Genomic DNA, 6,317 nt, shown 5'->3' on the forward strand with positions numbered 1-6,317 from the left:
TCTCGAACTCGGTGATGCGAAGACGACGGTTCCGGTGCAACTGTCGCTGACTCTGCAGGACACCAGTGGCGTTGCGGAGGGTGACGAGGTGCTCTTCCTGCGCCGCGGGATGGCGCCGGACATCAATGGGGTGATGCAGCCTAAGTGGTGGGTGCTTGATAATGGCTTTGTGCAGAGGGATAGCAGCGGACGGCTGGTGGCTAGGACGGCTAGTCCGCCGTATAACGGGGTGAGTGAGAATGGTGATTTGTTGTGTGTCAAAACCACCGTCGATGTGAATACGGGTGCGGTCAAGGTCAAGGGTTATGGCTTGCCCGGTCTGGCGATTGTATCGGGCACTCTCGCGCTCACATTGCTCGGTGCGGCTAGTGTTCCCGGGATTTTTGGCGCCGCCGCCCTTATCTCTCTTGCCAGTCCATGGGCGATGGCTCTTGGAGTCTTGGCCGCAGGGGCCGTGGCTGCCGGAATTTATAGCATCCAGATGGACTATGCCGGCGCCTACCAGGTGAAGCCGATGACAAGAAGCATCGAAGGCGACAACATCACCCTGACGATTAGCGATTCGGTAAAGACTACTCCCGTAGCGACCAGCGATGCACAGATCAGCAAGATGGAAATGGTGGACGGCAAGCTGCGCGTGACCGTTGAGAATCTGGCGCCGACGACCCCGGATGGAATGCCGGAACGCCCGGTGGCCCTCAGGTTCTGGATGTCGCCGGAGGGCTTGAGTATCGACCAGGACGGCCATGCGAGCTCCGATCAATGGGCCGATGACAGCACGACGCTTAGCAAGCCGCTGGTTGAATGGACAAAACTGGTCGATTTTCAGCCCGTCAATCCGGGGCAGACGAGCATCACCGTCGATCTGGATATTCCGGCCGGCGTGGCCTTGGGTCTGCAGACGCTGACCGTGCAGCGTCTGGTGCAGACGCTGGATTTTGATAACCCGGGTGATCTTCACTGGGTGGCCGATGGCGAGCCGGCCAGCGCAACGGTCGATGGGCAAACGGGTTACGACGTCGTCTCGCAAGGGCAAAAGCTGCTGATCTTCAAAAATAATGTCCTGGTCAAGGAGGTACTCTACGCGGACGATCCGAGCGGGCCGGTGCGGGCCGCCGGCAACTTCGTCGACCAGATCGCCTTCAATCTCGATAAAACGCTGATGTTCGTCGCTGGCGGGCGCGGCGACATCCACATCATGGATACGGCGACCCTGCGCCTGGTGCAAACGATTTATGTCGGGACCAGCAATATTTCTGCGCTGGCGGTTGCCGATGGCTGGCTGTATGTGGCCGAAGTGGGCTCTATTAGCACGTCCAGCCGCCTGTTGCGCGTGAACATTGGCGCACATAGTGTCGATTTCTTGCGGCAGCAGCAAATCATGCTGTCGTACCCGTTGTACGGATACATTGATCTCGCCGTGATTCAAGGCGAGGGCCATTCCTATCTCGGTATAACGGCGCCGGCGAGTGACTATGATCTTTTTTCAAATAAAACGATTGAAAGTGGCAATGCTTATGTCATTGACCTTAATGCGCTGACAACATCCGCTGCCGGAATGGCCGACGCTACAGGTGCTTTGACCATGGTTCCGGTGGACTTTCCAGCCGGCGAGGGTCAAGGGCCGCAGTTTATTTCGGGGGCGGGAATCAGGTCCAATGGGGTGTTAAATCAGCTGCGGTTTTTGCTAACCGATGGCAAGGACGCCGACGCCGGACTGGCCACAGTGACTGTCAACCTCACCCCCGGCGGCAGTCTGACCGGAACGCCGGCGAAGTTCAAGCAAATACGGATGGCCGGGCACATCGATGGGGCCACCCGCCTTGATGCCAACTATAAGCTCAATATTCAGCGGGCGCAGTCGCCGGTGCTGGTTGTCAAGGATGGCGTTGAATACGCGCTGGTCGCCGATTATTTCTTTGAACTTAATGCTCCCTACGACACGCTCTACTATGACTATTTCAAGTCAGCCGGACAAATGGGTGGCAAGGTTGGCATCATCAAGGATCCGTTTGGCAAGGCGGAGTACCTGGGCGCGACGACGCCGGTCATCAATGGCAATTTCAATCGCCTGCATGTCAGTGAAGACAGCACATCGCTGATGGCCGATTTGCGCTATTGGCCAACAATCGGTGACGCGCCCCCGGATAGCGGACTGCTGGTCTGGAATCTGTCCGAACTGCTCTCGGCTGCCGAATTAAACTCCATTAAGATGCAAAATTCCAAAAAGCCGAATCCGATTGATCGCATCGCCGGGCGTCAGGTGGTAACGCCGATAAAATATAACCTGGGGATTCCCGGGGATTTGACGTCCGGCTGGGTGAGCGACATTGAATCTCCGAACGACAGTGTGTTCTTGAGTTCTGCCGCAAAGGCCATCGTATTCGAATCATCGGTCGGTCCGGCCATCATACCGTTTGTATTGAATGAAGCAGTCAGCGAAGTGATCCTCACCGTCAGCACTTTCCAGGCCGGGGATGGGCTGTTCGTGAGCGATCTGATGGATTTACACTCCAATATATTGCCAGGGGGTACGGTTGATTGGACACAAAATGATGTTGTGACCGGCGTACCCGTGAAGCTTGATCGGATATTCACCAAAAAACTTACGGTAGCCGACATTGGCTCGTTTGACGCGGGCGAGAAAAGCTTTCAACTACCCAATGACGTCTATTTGACGGCGGGTCAGCATTATTACTGGGGGGTCGAGGTTATCAGCGCGGCGACCGGACAAAAGTCGCGCGATTCCGGAACCCTGGATGCCGCCCCGATTCTCGACACCAGCAACACGCGTTTCGCCGGCGTGACGATCATCACGCACGACACAACGACGGCGCGGCTGTCCTCCCCCGATCCTGTGGTCGATTTAAGGGCTCAGATCGAGCTGGGAATGGCGATTGCAGAACCCGGCAAGGGCTCTGTCTTTGTCTATGATCCCGCGTCCGCGACGTGGAAATGGGTGTTTGGGGTCGGCGGCGACACCACCACCCCGGCTGACGTAGTCGGTCATCCCCTGGTGCTGATTGCCAACTGGATGCTCGATTCGAGCATTCCCGATTCGGGTTTTTCCGAGGCGGCGGCGGATGCCTTGTTTGCCGCCCTAGTCAGGCTGGATGGCGCGACGGATCAAAAGTTGTTCAAATCGCCATTGCATTTTATCGGTTTGGGTCGCGGCGCCTCGGTCAATAGCGAGGTCACCCAACGCATTGGCAAGTACTTCCCGGACGTGAAAGACATTCAGTTTACAACGCTCGATCCGCATGATTTTGAGCAGTTTGGACTGTCAGTGCCTGTGACCGGACTCATCGGTGATCTGACCTTCGTTCTGGCACGTGCTTCTAGCGCACTAAAAAAACTTGTATTTTTTGAGAAGTTAAGGCCGTGGCTGGATGCTGCCGGTAGCGACCTGATTGATGTGATCGGGCTGGGAACGATTCCCTATAACAACTATAAGGATCCGCAAATAACTTTATGGTCAAACATAGGGTTTGCTGACAATTATTATCAAACCTTGGGATATGCCGATAGTCCATTTTTTACACCAGCGCTATGGAGAACGTCATCGACCTATAACGGCAGACCGATTCTCGGTGCGGACGTCAATATCAGTCTCAACGGGCGGGCAGGGTTTGTTAAAGATCAGGTCATTAAATTTTTGCCTTGGATCAATTGGGGCAACAATGAGGTTCATCTGCAGGTTGAGGGATGGTACTTGGGGACAGTCGCGCTTTCCAAGCGTGATTACGAGAAGGTGGATGGAACATGGGGCGTAATCAAGAGAAAATGGGAGCAGTCTTGGGAGACCGCTAACCCCTGGTATCGGGCCGGGCAAGCCTTTACCGAAAACGCGGATATTGTTGCAGCGGATACCCGTCCGTCGGAAGGTGTTGGCACCGGCTGGGGCTATTCGTACCTTGGCGGCGGGGCAACGACAACGATGCGCCCCGGTGGCACGGGCCACATCGCCAGCGTGGATGATCATGGCGAATCGACTCAGGTGGGCAATAAGAAAGAAGCCGTTCCGACCGTGTTCAATGGCGATTTTCAGTCGAGCCGTTTTCCGGTGTATAACCGATTCTTTTCTGCAATAACCGGGTACGAGATTCCGGGTTGGGCATTCCAGGGCGGTAGCGGGGGCTGGACGCAGGGCCTTAAAAATTTAAACTTTGAATTTGATTTCAGTAGCGTCTTGGAGAAGTTGCCTGAAGATGAGCGGGCGGCAGCCACGACGTATCTCAAAACGGTGACCTGGAAAGCGCTTGCCAGGAATGTGACGGGGGCAATACAGAAACTTGGAATAAGTGGCACCCTGGCCCATCTTTGGCAGGTGGTCAAACATATTCTCGATCTTCATAAGGTGGTCACCGACGATATAAAGAAGTTGCAAGCGGACGGTAAAGTCATCCTCAAAAACTTTACGGAGGCAATGTTGAGGCACTTTGGCGCCGTTGCAGCAACGTCATTCATTCCCGCCCTCATAAATGCTTTTCAAGCCGATTTCATGGACTTCCAGGGGAGCCTGAGCGCCGGAGACACGTTGACGCATGATTGGCAATATTTCCCGAAAGACAAGGGCACCTTGCTGATTGATGTTTCAGCGCCGGAAGAGCTTACATTTGATACTGTGTATCAAGACTTGGAGGATTTGCCCAGACACCCCAAATATGCCCAAAACAAACCGCCACGGCCTGTCTCAGGAACTTTGCTCGTCACGTTCAAAGATGCCGATGGTTTTGTACTAGCTACCGAGTCGGTCGAAATGCCCGCAGCAACCGGAACAACTCGCCGGAACGTGCCGGTGACGATTCCTACCGCGCTGCGCGGCAAGGTTGGGCAGTTTTCCTTCGAGGTCAAGGATGTTTACGCCAAGCTGCGCAGGTCTGAATCCGCATTCTATCCATGGTCAGTCGGGGTCGATAACATCCGTCTGGGTGATGCGCCCGCCGCTGTTCCGCCGAGCATCGTCAGCCTGACCCTGGAACAATCGTCCATCTTCGAAGGGGCGAGCGCCGTTCTCCATGGCGAGTTTTCTGACATTACGAAACCAGAACAAACCCATGTCGTGATCGTCGATTGGGGAAATGACGTGGCGAGTTCTGTTGTGCTCGACCCGGGCGTCACGACCTTCTCGATAGCATCGTTGTATCCCGACGATAACCCCAGCGGGACTCCCTTCGATGACTACACGGTAAAGGTCTGGATTTGCGACAGTGAGGGAGGTCAGGTCAACGACACCCTCAGGCTGACCGTGGTCAACGCCGCGCCGACGGTGGGCGCCGAATTTGCCTCGCCGTCGATCGTCGAAAACACCGCAGCGGTACTGCAACTGCATATCAATGACGCCAGTCTTGAAGACAGCCTTACGGTGACGGTTAACTGGGGCGATGGGGTGATAAACACGCAGACGCTGGCGCTTAACAACAGAAATCCGATACTCAAGCATGTGTATCGCGACGACAATCCGAGCGGGACGCCGCGCGATGATTACACCGTGCAAATCCGTGTTGAAGACGATGATCTCGGTGTGGGTGACATGACCACCGTGATTACCGTGGTCAATCAGAACCCGAAAATTCAGATCGGTGGCGGTGGCGAGTATGCTATGGGCGATATCGTCACTCCCTACGCTTTTGTCACCGACCCAGGCCCGGACGACGTGCTCGAGTATCACTGGCAAGTTTTCGACCCGGACGGGGCGGTGATCACCGAATCCTTTACTCTGACCGCGCCATCCGTGATGGTGACGCGGGATGACGGCTCGTACACCGCTCGGCTGTCGGTCAAAGACGACGATTTGGGCGAGGCTGAGGCCAGTGTCGTCTTTAACGCCCGTACCTTTATACTTTACGGAATCGAGACGACGTCGCCCTTCAAGTCGACTTACCGCGAAGGTGATACGATCACATTCGAGGGTAATGTGAGTGGCGTCGAACTAGACAACTGCTATATCGAAGTCAACTGGGGCGATGGCGATATCGAACGACTGAGCCTCACCGACAACGTCACGCATACACGCGGTGCGTTCAGCGGCACGCATGTGATCAAGAACGGTAGCACCTCCGGAACACCGATCGACAGCATGACAATCTCCGCCCGTCTGATGCGGATATCCGACACCGGCGATGATGTGCAGTTGGCGAACTGGCAGCACACGATTACCGTCGAAAACGTCCCGCCCGAGCTGAGCAATTTCACGGCCACCCCGACCGCCACGGCGGGTGAGTTCGAGTTTGGCGTCAGCGTGCAGGACCCGGGGGTGGGCGACACCTTCACCTATGTCTGGAATTTCGGCAATGGCATCATCGAGACGACCACCA

At 55.6% G+C, this 6,317-nt stretch carries 1 protein-coding gene; it reads left to right on the top strand.

Annotated elements, in window-relative coordinates:
• The coding region (locus tag Q1J43_RS10015) for a hypothetical protein (protein WP_301102357.1) at positions 1-6,317 on the top strand (6,317 nt) is incomplete at both ends.

The sequence above is a fragment of the Propionivibrio sp. genome, assembly GCF_029255185.1.
GTDB lineage: Bacteria > Pseudomonadota > Gammaproteobacteria > Burkholderiales > Rhodocyclaceae > Propionivibrio.